This is a genomic window from Brevundimonas alba (assembly GCF_011927945.1).
GTDB lineage: Bacteria > Pseudomonadota > Alphaproteobacteria > Caulobacterales > Caulobacteraceae > Brevundimonas > Brevundimonas alba.
In genome coordinates this window covers 497,475-512,389 of sequence record NZ_JAATJM010000002.1, presented here as the reverse complement: position 1 = coordinate 512,389, position 14,915 = coordinate 497,475, and the positions used below count along the sequence as shown (strand labels likewise).

Here is a 14,915-nt window from a genome sequence, read left to right as displayed (position 1 = left end):
TCCGCGTTTCTATAGTCGGATAGCGCGGCCAAACGCCTGCGAGTTCAACGACATCGCCTTTTCTCGACCCGATCTTCCGCGCACGCTATCCCGCGGCCGTATAATGCCCGCGTTCGTTTCCGCCGCCGGTCTTTGACAACCCGATCCGCAGACGCCGCCACAGGTGTCCGCCCAGCGCACTTTGAACAGCAAACCCGACTCTTCGGACTCTACGGACGCTTTGAAGCCAATTTTCCCGATTTATACCCGGGTAAAACCCGCCTCGATCTGCGCTCGGCCGACCGCCTCGTCGTGCGGTGAAAACTCCCGCCCCGCGTCACAGAACCATGATGACCTCCGCCGCCCGGACGGCCATAACACCCTCCCCACGGAGATTCCCATGCGTCTGCAGCGCCGCCACCTTCTCACCGGCTCCGCCGCCGCCCTCGCCTTCTCCGGCTTCGCCCGCAACGTTGAGGCCCAGGCCGCCGCGACCGAGGAAACCTACCTCAACGAAGTCCACGGCTACGGACCCCTGATCCAGGACCCCGAGCGCTTCCTCGACCTGCCCGAGGGCTTCACCTACCAGGTCATCTCCCAGACCGGCGACACCATGGCCGACGGCCTCTACGTCCCCGGCCAGCCCGACGGCATGGGCTGTTTCGATCTCGGCGGCGGCAAGGTCGCCCTCGTCGTCAATCACGAGCTCAAGGGCTCCAGCGGCTTACATCGCAACCTCGGCCCGGGGGGCTTCCATCAGGAGCGGATCGGCCTGCTCGATCCGACGAAGAGCTATGACACCTACAAGGACGGTCGCGTCCTGCCCGGCGGCACCACAACCCTCGTCTATGATCTCGAGAGCCGCCGCACGGTACGCCAACACCTGTCGCTGGCCGGCACCTCGACCAACTGCTGCGGCGGCCGTACGCCCTGGGGCAGCTGGCTGACGTGCGAGGAGACGGAGCTGACGCCCGCCAACGGCGACGTGACCAAGTCCCACGGCTTCATCTTCGAGGTCCCGGCCGCCGCCACCGGCCTGGTCGACCCGGTCCCGCTCAAGGCCATGGGCCGGTTCGATCACGAGGCCGTCTGCGTCGATCCCCGCACCGGCATCGTCTATCTGACCGAGGACAAGAACGACGGCCTGTTCTACCGCTTCCTCCCGACCACGCCCGGCCGCCTGATCGACGGCGGCCGCCTGCAGGCCATGGCCCTGAAGGGCAAACCCGGCGGCGACACGCGAAATCAGGACGGGGCCCGCGAATGGGCCCTCGGCGACTGGCGCGAGGTCGTCTGGATCGATCTCGAGGACGTCGAATCGCCCAACGCCGACCTGCGCATGCGGGGCCACGCCGACGGCGCCGCGCTCGTCGCCCGCGGCGAAGGGATCGTCTGGGGCGACGGCGAGCTCTACATGACCGCCACCTCGGGCGGTCCTCTGAAGCGTGGCCAGATCCTCCGCTACATCCCCTCGGCCGACGAGGGCCGCCGCGGCGAGGCCCACCGCCCCGGCCGCATCCAGCTGTTCGTCGAAAGCGCCGACGAGCGGACCCTGAACATGGGCGACAACATCGCCGTCGCGCCTTGGGGCCATCTGGTCGTCTGCGAGGACAACTATTCGGACGTGACCAAAAACCACCTCAAGGGCGTCACCCCCGAGGGCAAGCTCTACACGATCGCCCGCAACGTCTTCAGCGGCAATTCCGAGTTCGCCGGCGCCTGCTTCTCGCCCGACGGACAGGTCCTGTTCGTCAACGTCATGTACCCGGGCGTGACCTTCGCGATCAGAGGACCCTGGACCTCGGTCCGGACATGAACAACCGCGGCTGAGACCGGCGGACCAGCCACAGGTTCACCGTCGCGGTCGCCAGCACCAGCGCCGCTCCCGCCTGATGCAGGGCGCCGAGCCACAGCGGCACGGCGTTGATCAGGGTCACGACACCCAGCGCCGCCTGCAGCCACAGCACGGTGGCCAGCACGAAGGCGGAGACACCCAGCCCCTCCGCCAACCGCCAGCGCCACGCCTGCACCGCATAGATCGTCCCGCCGATCAGCAGGCCATAGGCCATGATCCGGTGATCGAACTGCACCAGCCCCTGATCGTGCAGGAAGGCCAGCGCGCCCTTGCCCCACTCGACCGGCGGCAGCACCGCCCCGTTCATCATCGGCCAGTCGGTATAGACGAAGCCGGCCTTGGCCCCCGCCACCAGTCCGCCCAGCAGGCACTGGACGAACACCGCGCCCAGCAGGGTCGCCGCGCCCCGGCTCCAGCCCACCGGATGCCGCGAATGCTCCTCGCCGTTCCAGGCCTCCAGCCCGGTCCAGATCAGCCCCATGAAGATCAGCAGCGCCAGTCCCAGATGCGTCGCCAGCCGCTCCGGCGCCACATCGACCCGCTCGCTCAGCCCGCTGGACACCATCCACCAGCCGATCAGCCCCTGCAGCCCCCCCAGCGCCAGCAGCGCCGCGCACCGCCAGATCAGCCGCCGCGGGATCTTGCGGAACAGCAGGAAGACAAGGAACGGCAGGGCGAACGCGGCGCCGATCAATCGGCCCAGCAGCCTGTGCAGCCACTCCCAGAAGAAGATGCCCTTGAACTCGCCCAGCGTCATGCCGGCGTTGACCTGCTCATACTGCGGGATCGCCTTGTATTTCGCGAATGCCTCGGCCCAGTCGGCCGCATTCATCGGCGGAATCGCCCCCATGATCGGCTTCCATTCGGTGATCGACAGGCCCGATCCGGTCAGCCGCGTCACGCCGCCGACCACGACCATGGCGAACACCAGCGCCGCCGTGACGAACAGCCATATGGCCACGGCCCGGCTCTGATCCCCCCCGATGAAACGCTTCATTCGACGCCCGCTATCCCGACCGTTACACTGGACGGCGCGCCGCTGGTCCGACGCCCGACTGAGCGGTATGCCCGCCCACGAAGGCGAGATCGAGTCGCTTTTGGACGCCGGAGCGTCGCAGGTCAGGAGAACGCGGTTGCAGTACGCGGACATCGTCATCGCCGTCCTCGGCGCCTTCGTCCTGGCCTGGACAGCCGATCTGCTGACGGGTCGCCGCGGCCTGTTCGCGACCTCGCTGGTCTCCGGCGTGGCCGCCGTCGCCGGCTGGTTCCTGGCCGTCCGGGTGTTCGGCGTCTCGACCATGGATGGCTGGACCTGGGTCGCCTGGTCGCTGGCCGCCTCGGCCATCGCCCTCGCCACCTTCTTCCTGTTCCGGACCAAGCGCTGACATGGGGCCGCGGACCCGCCGCTTCATCGCCATGCTGGGCCTGCTGGCCTTCCTCGTCTTCTGGATCTGGGGCGCCATCGCCCTGCGTGGCGTCCTGCCGCCGGGACCGGTCATCGACCTGCTGGTCTTCGCCGTCGCCGGCATCGGCTGGGCCGTGCCCCTCTATCCGCTGATCAAATGGGCTGAGCGTCCGCGGGACTGAGCCGAATTGCAAAGGGGCCGCCCGAAAGCGACCCCTTCAACCAACCGTCTTCATTGCGGAAGATGGTCGGAGCGACAGGATTCGAACCTGCGACCCCTTGACCCCCAGTCAAGTGCGCTACCAGGCTGCGCCACGCTCCGAGAGGCGCTCCCTATAGACGGGGCGCCGTCCCCCCGCAAACCCAAAAACGAGACGTCAGGCGGATCGCGAAAGAACGGCCTCGAGCCGCGCCCGCGCCCCCTCCAGTTCGGCCAGGACCTGACGCAGCCGGACCGATGAAGCGCCCGTCGGCGCCGGTTGCACGGGCGCCGCTTCAGCCGCGCCATCGGGCTCGAACGTCACCAGGCCGTCCGGATCCCCCCAGGCCGCCAGCCGCTTGATGCCCTGCTCGCGGTGCAGGCGCTGGACGCCTTTGATGGTCAGTCCATCCTCGTGCAGCAGCCGCTTGACGGCCTTCAGCAGCACCACGTCCTGCGGGCGGTAGAAGCGCCGCCCGCCGGCCCGCTTCAGCGGCGTGATGAAGGGAAACTTCGTCTCCCAGAAGCGCAGCACATGCTGCGGCGCGCCGATCTCGTCGGCGGCTTCCGAAATGGTGCGAAAGGCGTTCGGGCTCTTGGCCACGATCAGGCGGGCACGACAGCGTCGTGAACCCGGCCCTTCATGATCTGCGAGGCGCGGAAGCTGATGACCCGGCGCGGATGGATCGCCGCCGGTTCGCCGGTCTTGGGATTGCGGCCCATCCGGGCTCGCTTCTCGCGGACCTGGAACACGCCGAAGCCCGACAGCTTCACCGTTTCCCCGCGCTCGAGCGATTCGATGATCAGTTCGAGGGTCCGCTCGACCAGCGCCGAACACTCCTGGCGCGACAGGCCGACCTCCTCGTGGACCGCCTCACACAGGTCCGCCCGCGTCAGGGTCTGGTGCTGAGCCAATCGTCCGCTCCCCTCGAAAAGTCAGTCCGGCCCATAAAAGAGCAAGCGCCTTCAAATGGAAAGGCGAATTGCGCCCTACAGGCGAAAGGCGCAGGCGCCCCATGTCAGACCGCCGCCCATGGCCTCGGCCAGAACAAGGTCGCCGCGCTTGATCCGGCCGTCCTGGATGGCTGCGTCCAGCGCCAGCGGGATCGAGGCCGCCGAGGTGTTGGCGTGCATCGCCACGGTCGAGATGACCTTGTTCTCGTCCAGCCCCAGCCGGTCGCCGACGCCCTTGATGATCCGCTGGTTGGCCTGGTGCGGCACGAACCAGTCGACGTCGGCGATCTCAATACCCGCGACCGCGCAGCAGGCGGTGATCGCTTCGGCGATGTTGACCACGGCATGGCGGAAGACCTGATTGCCCGCCATCCGCAGATGCCCGACCGATCCGGTCGTCGCCGGGCCGCCGTCGACATAGAGAAGGTCCGTCTTGGCCCCGTCGCAGCGCAGAGCGAACCCCAGCAGGCCCATGTCGGACTTGGTCCCCTGCCCTTCGCGCGGCTCGACCACCACGGCCCCCGCGCCGTCGCCGAACAGGACGCAGGTGGACCGATCGGTCCAGTCCATCAGCCGGGTCATCTCCTCGGCCCCAATGACCAGCGCACATTTCGCCATGCCCCGCGCCACGAAGCCGTCGGCGACGCTCAGGGCGTAGACGAAGCCCGAGCAGACCGCCTGCACATCGAAGGCGATGCAGGTCGGCACGCCCATCTTGCGCTGCACGATCGACGCCACGGACGGGAAGGTCATGTCCGGCGTCGTTGTCGCCACCACGATCAGGTCGACGTCCTCGACGCTGCGGCCGGCGTCGCGCAGGGCCCGCCTGGAGGCCTCGACAGCCAGATCGCTGGTTGGCTGGTCGTCGCGGGCGCGGTGCCGCTGGCGGATGCCGGTGCGCTCGACGATCCACTCATCCGAGGTGTCGACGATCTTCGCCAGATCGGCGTTGGTCACGACCTGTTCCGGCAGAAACGAGCCGACGCCGGTCACGGCGCTGCGAATGACGCTCACTGGGAAGCCTCCATGGCCGCGAGGTCGGCGGCCGGCTGTTCAAGCACGACGGTCAGGCGGTTCAGACTCTCGCTGACCTTATGCAGATAGTCGCTCCGGGCCAGATCGACAGCGATGCGGATGGCGTTGCCGTACCCCTTCGCATCCGCGCCGCCGTGGCTTTTGACCACGATGCCGTTCAGACCCAGTAGTGGCCCGCCGTTGACGGCGCTCGGATCGATCTTCTGGCGCATCCGCCGCAGCGCCGGCATGGCCAGCAGCGCCCCCGCCTTGGCCGGCACGCTGGAGGTCAGTGCCTCCTTCATCAAGGCGGAGATGAACCGGGCCACACCCTCGGCCGTCTTCAGGGCGATGTTGCCGGTGAATCCGTCCGTGACCACGACGTCCACGGTGCCCTTGGCGATGTCGTCGCCCTCCACGAAACCCTTGTAGTCGAGACCCAGTCCGCCTTCGCGCAGGATCCGCGCGGCCTCGCGGACCTCCTCGTGGCCCTTCATGTCCTCGGAGCCGACGTTCAGCAGGCCGATGCTCGCCCGGCCGCCACCGTGCACCGCGGCGTGGAAGGCCTCGCCCATGATGGCGAACTCGACCAGCTGTTCAGCGTCACTCTCAATGTTGGCGCCCACGTCCAGCACCGCCGTGACGCCCTTCAGCGTCGGCCAGCTGGCGACAATGGCGGGCCGCTCGAGGCCGTGAGCCGACATCCGCAGGATCAGCTTCGAAATGGCCATCAGGGCGCCGGTGTTGCCGGCGGATACGACCGCCCCGGCCTCGCCCGCTTTCACCGCCTCGATCGCGTTCCACAGGCTGGAACCCTTGCCGCGGCGCATGGCCTGGGCAGGCTTTTCGTCCATGGCGACCACCTTGTCGGTGTGCCGCACCTCGCAGACGTCCTCGCCGAGCGCGCATTTCGCCAGCTCGGCGCGAATGGCCATCTCGTCGCCATGCAGCAGGAAGCGCACGCCGTCCCCACCGTGGCGTTTGCGATAGTCGCGGACCCCCGCCACCACGACCGGCGGGCCATGATCCCCGCCCATGGCGTCGAGCGAAATCAGAACTGGGGAAGACAAGCCGTTTCGACTCCGTCGCGCCGTCAGCCCGGCGCTTGTCTGTGGCGACGATAGCGCCGCACCGGGGGGATGCAACCGCGCCGCCCCTGCGTCAACCTTCGTCGGACGGCCGCAGTTGCTTCAGCACGGCGAAGGGCGAGATTTCCGTGGGCTCCGGCGGCTGGACGAACTCCGCGCCCGGCTTGCGCGGGAAGGGGTCCAGCAGCAGCGCCAGCTGCTCGACGGCGTACTGCCCCAGGTCAACCTGACCACCTTCGACCAGGTCTGGCGATTCGTCGTCGAGAGTGATGACGATCTCCTCGGAATCCTCGTCCACCGCCTCGGCCAGCGAGATAGTGAAGGGCGCTTCCACCTCGAGCGGCAGGGGCTCCAGAGTGATTCCGCAGGTCTGGGCGAGACTGGCCTTGACCCGGCCAGTCAGTCGCCAGCCCACGGGCGACGGGGCGAGGCTCATCTCGGCCACAAAGGCGTCCAGCGAGGTGAGGTCCAGCGCCTTTGCGATCCGCGCCCGCGCGGCCGCGTCAGGCTCAAGCGTCCGGGTCACTCCAGTCCCGACCTGATGCAGGCGCACCGGTTCGCTGTAAGGCAGTTCCACGCCGCTCATGCCGTGACCTCTGCCCAGTGGGGTCGCGCGATGACATCGGCGAAGTCCTGCGCCGCCAGCCGCGACCGGCTTTCCAGTGCATATGTGGCCAGAGCCTGCCCGGCTGCGGGGTCGTCGCTTTCAAAGACGTTGCGCGAGAGTCCGGCAGCCAGGGCGTCACGCGCGCCGGCCCTGAGCGGCGGCGCATAGGCTGTCATCCGGCCATACAGGGCCTCGCCCAGCTTGCGCATCTTCTTCCCTACTGTGATGTCGCCGACGCCGAGCTCCCGAAGTGCATGGTCGAGGGCCGAAACATAGGTGTCGAACAGACCCTGCGCGATTTCAGCGCCGCGCTCGCCCTCGTCCCTCAGCCGCATGATGAGGAGCAGGACATGAAGGGTGTAGAGCTCGAAGCGGGCGTCGATCCGGTCGGCGACGCCCAGCGTCGTGTAGAAGCCCGGATCGCGGGCCTGGCGGACCGCCAGTTCATACAGCGGCTCGCCGAGGCGCTCGCGGGGTCGGGTTCGGAACAGATTCTGAAGCATGATCATGCGGCCCCTTTTCCGCCGCGCCGTTGAACTAAGGCTCGGGTCCGGTTAGGTCAAAGACCTTGTTCTCTCGCAGGCGCCGTCCATGCTCCGTACCAAGCTCCTTCTCGCCGCTCTTTCGGCCGCCGCGCTGACCGCGGCCTGCGCTCCCGTCGTGGGCCAGAACGGCTTCCAGGCGATCGACGCCAAGCCGGCCGACATCGTGGCGGGCACCGACACCAAACAGACCGTGCTGACCAAGCTGGGCACGCCCTCCACGACCTCGACCTTCGAGCGTGACAACATCTGGTACTACATCAGCCAGGTCACCGAGAAATACACCTACAACCGGCCGCAGGTGACCCAGCGGACCGTTACCGAGATCACCTTCAACGACGCCGGCCAGGTCGCCGATGTCCGCACCCTCGGCCTCGATGACGGCCAGCAGATCGCCATGAGCGGGCGCGAGACGCCGACCCGGGGCCGCCAGCTGACCATCCTCGAACAGCTTCTCGGCAACGTCGGCCGCGGCCAACTGCCCCGCACTGACGAGAACGAACCCGGCCAGCGCCGCCCCGACTAGGTCAGCATCGCGCATCGCTGCAGAACGGAAACGCCCCGGAGATCGCTCTCCGGGGCGTCTTTCGATTGGCCATGGCCGCGTCCCGTAGGACGCGGCCACACCGGATCAGCCGATCTTGCCGCTGGCCAGAACCGCCAGCAGCAGCAGGGCCACGATGTTGGTGATCTTGATCATCGGGTTCACCGCCGGGCCGGAGGTGTCCTTGTAGGGATCCCCGACCGTATCGCCGGTCACCGCAGCCTTGTGCGCCTCGGAGCCCTTGCCGTGGACGACGCCGTTCTTGTCGGTGAAGCCCTCTTCAATGACCTTCTTGGCGTTGTCCCACGCGCCGCCGCCCGACGTCATCGAGATGGCCACGAACAGGCCGGTCACGATCACACCCATGAGCATGGCGCCGAGCGCGGCGAACGCGTCCGCCTTGTCCGACAGGAACAGGATGGCCACGAACAGCACGATCGGCGACAGCACCGGCAGAAGCGACGGCACAATCATCTCGCGGATCGCCGCCTTGGTCAGGATGTCGACGGCCCGGCCGTACTCCGGCTTGACCTCATAGGTCATGATGCCCGGGTTTTCGCGGAACTGGCGACGGACCTCGGCCACGACTGACTCGGCCGCGCGTCCGACCGCCATCATCGACATGCCCCCGAACAGGAACGGCAGCAGGCCGCCGAACAGCAGGCCGACAACGACGTAGGGATTGGTCAGATCAAAGGCGATCGAACCCATGTTGGCGAAGAAGGGATACATCTCGGCGTTGGCCGAGAAATACTGCAGGTCGGAGGTGTAGGCGGCGAACAGCACCAGGGCGCCGAGGCCGGCCGAACCGATGGCATAGCCCTTGGTCACGGCCTTGGTGGTGTTGCCCACGGCGTCGAGGGCGTCGGTCGAGTGACGGACTTCCGAAGGAAGACCCGCCATCTCAGCGATGCCGCCCGCGTTGTCGGTGACGGGACCGAAGGCGTCCAGCGCCACGATCATACCGGCGACTCCGAGCATGGTCGTGGTGGCGATGGCGATGCCGAACAGGCCCGCCAGCTGATAGCTGGCGATGATGCCGACGATGATCGTCAGCGCCGGCAGGGCGGTCGCCTCGAGGGAGACAGCCAGACCCTGAATGACGTTGGTGCCGTGACCGGACACCGAGGCGTTGGCGACCGAGCGGACCGGGCGGAAGTTGGACCCGGTGTAGTATTCGGTGATCACCACGATCGCGGCCGTGACGGCGAGGCCGACGAGGCCGGACCAGAACAGGTTCATGGCGGTGATCGGATCGCCGCCGCCGGGGGTGACGACAGCGTTGTCCGGCAGCAACTGGCTGATGACGAGGTACAGGGCGCCGACGGAGAGGACGCCGGTGACGATCAGGCCCTGATACAGGGCGCCCATGATGTTCTGCTTCTTGCCCAGACGCACGAAGAAGCTGCCGATGATCGAGGTGACGATGCAGACGCCGCAGATCGCCAGCGGCAGCAGCATCATGGTTTCGACGTAGGGCTGGGTGCGGAAGAAGATCGCAGCCAGCACCATGGTCGCGACCGTGGTCACCGCATAGGTTTCGAACAGGTCGGCGGCCATGCCGGCGCAGTCGCCGACGTTGTCGCCCACGTTGTCGGCGATGGTCGCAGCGTTGCGCGGGTCATCCTCCGGAATGCCGGCCTCGACCTTGCCCACCATGTCGCCGCCCACGTCGGCGCCCTTGGTGAAGATGCCGCCGCCGAGACGTGCGAAGATGGAGATCAGCGAAGCGCCGAAGCCCAGGGCGACGAGGCCATCGATGACATCGCGGCTGGTGCTCTCGAAGCCCATGCCTTCGGTCAGGAAGGCATAGTAGCCCGCCACGCCGAGCAGGGCGCCGCCGGCGACGAACATGCCGGTGATGGCGCCTGAGCGGAACGCCAGGTCCAGACCCTTGGACAGGCTCTCGGACGCAGCTTGCGCCGTGCGCACGTTGGCGCGCACCGAGATGAGCATGCCCGCGAAGCCGGCCAGACCCGACAGGACCGCACCGATCACGAAGCCGATGGCGGCCCACGGACCGATCAGGAAATAAGCGGCGATCAGGATGACGACGCCCACCATGCCGATGGTCATGTACTGCCGCCGCAGATAGGCCGAGGCGCCTTCCTGGATCGCGGCGGCGATCTCGCGCATCTTGTCGTTGCCGGTCGAGGCCTTCATCAACGAGGCGGTCTGGATCAGTCCGTAGAGGACCCCCAGCGCGCCTGCGGCGATGACCAGCCACAGATAGTTACTCATGGCGTTTCCAAACCCTGTGTTTCTAGAGGCGCCCGGACCCTTGGCGCGGCGGGCGTTTTCGCCTCTGTCCGCCTTCCGGTCCCCCCGTGCGCACCGGACGCGAAGCTGCGTCCTTGGGGAAATGCGGCGGAAACGTGCCAAATGCGTCGGTGTGACGCAACAGGGTTGGTGAACGAAGTTCAGCCTTGGCCGAGGCCGGTGCGCCGGCGCGGCGCCTGGCTGACGACCTCGACGCGGGTGACGGCCCCACGACCGGCGATGGTGGCGGCCGATCGCATGAGGCTGGCGGACAGGGCGGCGGCGTCGACGCGAGTCCAGTCCTCGGCGACGACGAAGGGCGTTCGGTGACCCGCACGGACGAGGGCGTCGCGCAGATAGGCCTCTTTCGGGCGCATCGATTCGGGTGTCGCCGAACCGCCGAGGTGCAGGCGCAAGGAGACGAAGACGTAGTTGCGGACCCGGCCGCCGGAGATGATCGGCAGGCCGACCCCGGCGATGCTGAGACTGGCTCCAGCCGCCGGCGTGTCGCTCGCACGCGCCATAGTAGCCGCTGCGATGGTCGGCAGGGCGACGGAGACGGCGATCAGGTCACGGCGGCGCATGGGCCCAAGATGGCCCGCCAGGCCTTGAGATTTCGTTGTCAGCCGTGGGTGAAGCCTGGGCGGTCGATTTGAACCGGCTGGCCCGCGAAACGCGCTACGACCCCCTGCCCCGCCGTCACGCGGCCGATGCGGCTCAGGCGAAGGTGGCGTTTCTCCGCCTCGCGCCGCAGGACCGCTTCGTCCGCAGCGCGTGCGGTGAAGGCGATCTCATAGTCGTCGCCGCCGGTGACGAGCTTTTCCAGCGCCGCCTGCTCGTCGACACGGCCGTCGAACCACGCCTGTCCGGCGGCGGAGCGGGGCGTGAGTTCCAGATCGATCTCCATCCGCACGCCGGACGCTTCGGCCATGTGGCCGAGGTCGGCGATCAGGCCGTCGGACACGTCGATCGAGGCGCTGGCGAAATCCCGGATTGTAGGAGCGAACTCGACCCGCGGCGCGGGGGTGCGGTACTGCTCAACCAGGGCGGCGATGCGATCCGGTTCGAGCGAGAGCTTGTCCTGCGCGCCTTGCAGGCCGAGCCAGCCGTCGCCGATGAAGCCGGTGACGAAGACCAGATCGCCGACGCGGGCTCCGGCGCGAGCGACGGTGCGACCCTTGGGCGTCCAGCCCAGCAGCGTCATGGAGAAGCTCGCGGGCCCCGGGGTGACGACGGTGTCGCCGCCGAGCAGGGCGACGCCGAACGCCTTCTGATCGACCCGGAGGCCGTCGACGAAGGTCATACGCTCGGGCCAGCCGCAACGCTCGGACCAGTGGCAGGCCAGCAGATAGCCGAAGGCCTCCGCGCCCTTGGCCGCCATGTCCGAAAGGTTCACGCGCAGCAGCTTCTTCGCCACCGTGTCGAGCCGGTCGGTCGGGAGGAAGTGAACGCCCTCGACGATGGCGTCCTTGGTCAGAACAAGATCGTGGCCGGGCTTCGAGGGGACAACGGCGACGTCGTCCTTGAGGCCGCGGCCCCATTCGGGATGGGCGAGCGGCGCGAACAGCCGCCGGATGGTTTCGAACTCACCGGCGACATCGACGGCCGGCATCAGGAGCCGCGGGCGTCCCGAGCCACGCCGTCGAGCGCGGCGTTGACGAACTTGGCCTCGGCGTCGTCGAAGAAGGCCTTGGCCAGCTCGACGTATTCGTCGATCACGATCTCCTTCGGCACGTCCTGACGCTCGCGCAGCTCCCAGGCGCCGGCGCGCAACAGGGCGCGCAGGGTGGAATCGAGCCGCTCAAGCCGCCAGTTCGAGGCGAGCCGCGCCTTGACGGCCGTGTCGATGTCCCTCTGACCGCCGACCACGCCGCGAACGATCTCGGCGAACCAGGCCTCGTCGGCCTCCGCGAGCGGCTCACCCTCGATGTCGGCGTCGAAGCGATGGTTCGAGAATTCGGTGATGACGGTTTCGACGCCCTCCCCGGCCAGTTCCATCTGGTAGAGGGCCTGTACGGCGGCGAGGCGCGCGACGGTGCGGGCGCGGCGCTGCTTGCTGGACAGCTGCGGCTCGGTGCGCTGCTTTTCAGCTTCGGCGAGTTGCTCGAGCACGGACTTGAGGCTGGCGGGTTCGGTCACGAGGCCAGTCCTACGCGCAGCCGCTTGCGCAAGGCAATCAGATCGAGACAGGCGCGGGCCGCACCGCCACCCTTGTCGCCCTCGCTGAGGCGGGCGCGGGCCCATGCCTGATCCTCGTCCTCGGTCGTCAGGATGCCGTTACCGATGACCACGCCCTTGAGGCCGAGGTTGCGAATGCCCGCCGCCGACTGATCGGCGACGATCTCGAAATGGTAGGTCTCGCCGCGGATGACGCAGCCGAGGGCCACGTAGCCGTCGTAACGCGGCGCGGTCGGGAAGCGGCCGGCCTCTTCGGCCAAGGCGATGGCCGTCGGGATTTCGAGCGCGCCCGGGACCGAGACGACATCGAACTCGGCACCCTGTGCGCGCAGGGCGTCCTTCGCCCCTTCGAGAAGGGCGTCGGCGAGGTCGTCGTAGAAGCGCGCCTCGACGATGAGGACGCGGTAGGGTTCGCTTACGATTGGTCTTCTCCGTCCATGTCGCGCCAACCGACGATGCGCAGGCCGTAGCCTTCCAGCGCGGTGGGATTGGGGCGGGTCGAGCTCATCACGATCATGTCGCGCACGCCGAGATCCAGCAGGATCTGGGCCCCGACCCCATAGTTTCGGATCGAGCGGTCGACCGCGACCGGCTTCTCTACGCCGGCCAGCCGCTCGGCGAGGCCGTGCAGGTCGGGATCGCGCAGGAAGACCGTGACGCCGGCGCCGTCGTGACGGCTGACGGTCTGGAGGGCTTGGGGGATGTAGTTCTGGCGCGACTCGACGTGGCCGAGCAGATCGGCGGCGAAGTCGACCTGATGCATGCGAACGAGCGTCGGCTTGCCCGGCTCGATCTTGCCGTGGACCAGGGCGACATGCTCATGGCCCTCGATGGTGTTCCGGTAGAGCATCAGGCGGAACGGACCGCCGTGGACGCTCTCGAACGGCGTATCCATGACCCGCTCGACGTAGCGTTCGGTGCGGCGGCGATAGGCGATCAGGTCGGCGATGGTGCCGATCTTGAGGCCGTGCAGTTGGGCGAAGGCGATCAGGTCGGGCATCCGCGCCATCGAGCCGTCGTCGTTCATGATCTCGCAGATCACGCCGGCGGGCGTCAGCCCGGCCATGCGTGAAATGTCGACCGCCGCCTCGGTGTGGCCGGTGCGGACCAGCACGCCGCCGTCACGGGCGACCAGCGGGAAGACGTGCCCCGGCGAGACGATGTCGTCGGCGCCCTTGGTCGGGTCGGAGGCGACCTGGACAGTGCGGGCGCGGTCAGCAGCGGAGATGCCGGTCGTGACCCCTTCCCTCGCCTCGATCGAGACGGTGAAGGCGGTGCCCATGGAGGTGCGGTTCTCGGCGGCCATCGGCGGCAGGCGCAGCTGGCGGGCGCGCTCGCCGGTGATGGCGAGACAGATCAGGCCGCGCGCGTGGCGGGCCATGAAGTTGATCTGGTCCGGCGTGGCGAACTGGGCCGGAATGATGATGTCGCCCTCGTTCTCGCGATCCTCGGCGTCGACGAGGATGTAGGGCTTGCCGTTGCGGGCGTCCTCGAGGATGTCCTCGATCGGGCTGATCGGGCTGTCGTTCATGTTGGCCGCCAATTGCATCAGGCCGTCTCCTGCCACCGCGCGAGGTATCGCGCCAGCATGTCGATCTCGAGATTGACCGCATTGCCGGGATTCAGACGCCCGAGCGTCGTGGCCTGCCAGGTGTGCGGGATGATGTTGACCTCGAAGCGCTGGCCTTCGACGGCGTTCACGGTCAGGGAGACGCCATCGACGGTGATGGAGCCCTTGGGAGCGATGAAGCGGTGTAGCGGCGCCGGGACCTCGATGTGGACGCGGTGGGAGCCGCCCTCCGGCTCGATGGCCACGACCCGGCCGAGGCCGTCGACGTGGCCGGAGACGATGTGGCCTCCGAGCTCGTCGCCGAGCTTCGCGGCGCGCTCCAGGTTGACGCGGTGACCTTCGGTCCAGTCGCCGAGACTGGTCTTCGACAGCGTCTCGCCGGAGACTTCGACGGCGAACCAGCCGGGGGCCTTCTCCGTGACGGTCAGGCAGCAGCCGGCGTGGCTGATGGAAGCCCCGAGATCAATGCCCGCCGTGTCCCATGCGGTCTCGATCTCGTAGCGGCGATCACGCTCGGTTTGACGGACCGAGCGGACGCGGCCGATGTCGGTGACGATGCCGGTGAACATCTCAGGCTCTCCCGGCTGATGAAGCGCCAACGGGGAGTTCTACCCGGGTATAAACCCCAAAAATACGGTCCAAAGCGTCCGAAGAGTCCGGAAAGCCCGGAGAAAACCCCTCCGGCCGTTCGAACGCACCTTCGCATGCCGATGCGTCAAAA

Annotated in this window: 18 protein-coding genes and 1 tRNA gene; 4 read left to right on the top strand and 15 right to left on the bottom strand. The window is 67.8% G+C overall.

The window, feature by feature from the left end; genetic code table 11:
* The first annotated feature begins 379 nt into the window (after positions 1-379).
* Positions 380-1,795 (top strand): alkaline phosphatase PhoX, encoded by a 1,416-nt coding sequence (locus tag GGQ87_RS13010; protein WP_168048433.1) that lies wholly within the window; start codon positions 380-382, stop codon positions 1,793-1,795.
* Here the strand turns inward: GGQ87_RS13010 and GGQ87_RS13005 are convergent.
* On the bottom strand, positions 1,764-2,831 hold the full coding sequence (locus GGQ87_RS13005; protein WP_168048431.1) for a COX15/CtaA family protein: 1,068 nt from the start codon (positions 2,829-2,831) through the stop codon (positions 1,764-1,766). The genes GGQ87_RS13010 and GGQ87_RS13005 overlap by 32 nt on opposite strands.
* A gap of 136 nt (positions 2,832-2,967) precedes the next feature.
* On the opposite strand from GGQ87_RS13005, the gene GGQ87_RS13000 reads away from it, so the two are divergent.
* Both GGQ87_RS13000 and GGQ87_RS12995 read left to right on the top strand, forming a co-directional pair.
* Positions 2,968-3,219, top strand: a complete 252-nt coding sequence (locus tag GGQ87_RS13000) for a transglycosylase (RefSeq protein WP_168048429.1) — start codon at positions 2,968-2,970, stop codon at positions 3,217-3,219.
* Position 3,220: 1 nt separating this feature from the next.
* On the top strand, positions 3,221-3,421 hold the full coding sequence (locus GGQ87_RS12995) for a DUF2842 domain-containing protein (RefSeq protein ID WP_168048427.1): 201 nt from the start codon (positions 3,221-3,223) through the stop codon (positions 3,419-3,421).
* A gap of 63 nt (positions 3,422-3,484) precedes the next feature.
* Here GGQ87_RS12995 and GGQ87_RS12990 read toward each other — a convergent pair.
* The 7 genes from GGQ87_RS12990 to GGQ87_RS12960 form a co-directional block, all read right to left on the bottom strand.
* Positions 3,485-3,561, bottom strand: a tRNA-Pro gene (locus GGQ87_RS12990).
* A gap of 55 nt (positions 3,562-3,616) precedes the next feature.
* Positions 3,617-4,042 (bottom strand): MerR family transcriptional regulator, encoded by a 426-nt coding sequence (locus GGQ87_RS12985; RefSeq protein WP_168048426.1) that lies wholly within the window; start codon positions 4,040-4,042, stop codon positions 3,617-3,619.
* A 2-nt stretch (positions 4,043-4,044) separates the two neighbouring features.
* Complete coding sequence (locus GGQ87_RS12980; protein WP_168048424.1) at positions 4,045-4,353, bottom strand: integration host factor subunit alpha; 309 nt, start codon at positions 4,351-4,353, stop codon at positions 4,045-4,047.
* 75 nt (positions 4,354-4,428) lie between these two features.
* Positions 4,429-5,406 (bottom strand): beta-ketoacyl-ACP synthase 3, encoded by a 978-nt coding sequence (locus GGQ87_RS12975; RefSeq protein ID WP_168048422.1) that lies wholly within the window; start codon positions 5,404-5,406, stop codon positions 4,429-4,431.
* Positions 5,403-6,476 (bottom strand): phosphate acyltransferase PlsX, encoded by a 1,074-nt coding sequence (plsX, locus tag GGQ87_RS12970; protein ID WP_168048420.1) that lies wholly within the window; start codon positions 6,474-6,476, stop codon positions 5,403-5,405. Before plsX ends, GGQ87_RS12975 begins: the two co-directional genes overlap by 4 nt.
* A gap of 91 nt (positions 6,477-6,567) precedes the next feature.
* Positions 6,568-7,080, bottom strand: a complete 513-nt coding sequence (locus GGQ87_RS12965) for a YceD family protein (RefSeq protein WP_168048418.1) — start codon at positions 7,078-7,080, stop codon at positions 6,568-6,570.
* Complete coding sequence (locus GGQ87_RS12960; protein ID WP_245161596.1) at positions 7,077-7,610, bottom strand: ubiquinol-cytochrome C chaperone family protein; 534 nt, start codon at positions 7,608-7,610, stop codon at positions 7,077-7,079. Before GGQ87_RS12960 ends, GGQ87_RS12965 begins: the two co-directional genes overlap by 4 nt.
* An 82-nt stretch (positions 7,611-7,692) precedes the next feature.
* On the opposite strand from GGQ87_RS12960, the gene GGQ87_RS12955 reads away from it, so the two are divergent.
* Positions 7,693-8,169 (top strand): outer membrane protein assembly factor BamE, encoded by a 477-nt coding sequence (locus tag GGQ87_RS12955; protein ID WP_168048416.1) that lies wholly within the window; start codon positions 7,693-7,695, stop codon positions 8,167-8,169.
* Positions 8,170-8,274: 105 nt separating this feature from the next.
* On the opposite strand, the gene GGQ87_RS12950 is transcribed toward GGQ87_RS12955, so the two are convergent.
* The 7 genes from GGQ87_RS12950 to GGQ87_RS12920 all read right to left on the bottom strand — a co-directional run bounded on the left by GGQ87_RS12950 (position 8,275) and on the right by GGQ87_RS12920 (position 14,763).
* Positions 8,275-10,428 (bottom strand): sodium-translocating pyrophosphatase, encoded by a 2,154-nt coding sequence (locus GGQ87_RS12950; protein ID WP_168048414.1) that lies wholly within the window; start codon positions 10,426-10,428, stop codon positions 8,275-8,277.
* A 179-nt stretch (positions 10,429-10,607) separates the two neighbouring features.
* On the bottom strand, positions 10,608-11,030 hold the full coding sequence (locus GGQ87_RS12945) for a hypothetical protein (protein WP_168048413.1): 423 nt from the start codon (positions 11,028-11,030) through the stop codon (positions 10,608-10,610).
* Positions 11,031-11,068: 38 nt separating this feature from the next.
* Positions 11,069-12,058 (bottom strand): thiamine-phosphate kinase, encoded by a 990-nt coding sequence (gene thiL, locus GGQ87_RS12940; protein WP_168048411.1) that lies wholly within the window; start codon positions 12,056-12,058, stop codon positions 11,069-11,071.
* A complete protein-coding gene (gene nusB / locus GGQ87_RS12935; RefSeq protein ID WP_168048410.1) occupies positions 12,058-12,585 on the bottom strand; it encodes a transcription antitermination factor NusB in 528 nt (175 codons plus the stop codon). Before nusB ends, thiL begins: the two co-directional genes overlap by 1 nt.
* Positions 12,582-13,073 (bottom strand): 6,7-dimethyl-8-ribityllumazine synthase, encoded by a 492-nt coding sequence (ribH, locus tag GGQ87_RS12930; protein ID WP_209282562.1) that lies wholly within the window; start codon positions 13,071-13,073, stop codon positions 12,582-12,584. Before ribH ends, nusB begins: the two co-directional genes overlap by 4 nt.
* Positions 13,040-14,173 (bottom strand): 3,4-dihydroxy-2-butanone-4-phosphate synthase, encoded by a 1,134-nt coding sequence (gene ribB, locus GGQ87_RS12925; RefSeq protein WP_209282561.1) that lies wholly within the window; start codon positions 14,171-14,173, stop codon positions 13,040-13,042. The genes ribH and ribB overlap by 34 nt, the downstream gene beginning before the upstream one ends.
* Positions 14,173-14,763: a riboflavin synthase gene (locus GGQ87_RS12920; RefSeq protein WP_168048408.1), complete on the bottom strand. Its 591-nt coding sequence runs from the start codon at positions 14,761-14,763 to the stop codon at positions 14,173-14,175. The genes ribB and GGQ87_RS12920 overlap by 1 nt, the downstream gene beginning before the upstream one ends.
* Positions 14,764-14,915: the final 152 nt, after the last annotated feature.